1 pseudogene is annotated in these 1,011 nt (G+C 74.3%); it reads left to right on the top strand.

Annotation, left to right across the window (positions count from 1 at the left end):
- Positions 1-901 (top strand): annotated as a pseudogene (pta, locus tag AC2W7M_RS26230) (phosphate acetyltransferase); the annotation flags it as partial.
- Positions 902-1,011 lie beyond the last annotated feature (110 nt).

The following is a 1,011-nucleotide window of genomic DNA, read 5'->3' on the forward strand; positions in this document are numbered from 1 at the left end:
CATCGCCGCCGCCGCCCGGCGCGCCGCGCGGGAGGGCATCGCCCGCCCGATCCTGCTCGGGCCGGCGGCGGAGGTTCTGGCGGCGCTGGGCGGGGATGCGCGCGGCATCGCCATCGAAGACCCGGCGACCTCGCCGCGGCTTCAGGCCTATGCCGAGGAGCTCCACCTTCTGCGCCACGACAAGGGCATGGACCTCGCCGCCGCGCACCGTCGCATGCGCGAGCCGCTGGCGTTCGCCGCCATGATGGTGCGCCAGGGCGATGCGGACGGAACGGTGGGCGGCGCCGTCGCCACCACGGCCGAGACCGTGCGGGCGGCGATCCAGATCATCGGCCTCGCGCCCGAGGCGAAGCTCGTCTCCAGCTTCTTCCTGATGCTGCTGTGCGAGGACCACCACGTCCAGAAGGGCGCCTATGTGTTCGCCGACTGCGGGCTGGTGATCGACCCCGACGCGGCCGAACTGGCCGACATCGCCCGCGCCTCGGCGGCCTCCTTCACCGCCATGACCGGCGAGCGGCCCAAGGTCGCCATGCTCTCCTTCTCGACCGCCGGCAGCGCGCGGCATGCGCGCGTCGACAAGGTGGTGGAGGCGGTCAGGATCGCGCGGGCGGCGAGCCCCGACCTCGTCATCGAGGGCGAGCTGCAGTTCGACGCCGCCTTCGTCGCCGCGGTGGGCGCCGCCAAGGCGCCGGGCTCGGCGATCCGGGGCGACGCCAACGTGTTCGTGTTCCCGAACCTGGACGCGGCCAATATCGGCTACAAGATCGCCCAGCGCATCGGCGGGGCGCGGGCCATCGGCCCGGTGCTCCAGGGCCTCGCGAAGCCCGCCAACGACCTCTCGCGCGGCTGCTCGGAGGAGGATGCCTTCCACATGATCGCGCTCACCTGCGCGCAGGCTTCCGCGCGCCAAGCTGCCGATACGGAGCCTCGGCCAGCGCCGTCAGGCGCGGCGGGTGCGGGATGGCCTGCGACGCCGGCCGGCCTGCCGCCGCGCGCGCCGTTCGCGGACCC

Source organism: Xanthobacter sp. BG11Y11_SDJG (genome assembly GCF_057364445.1).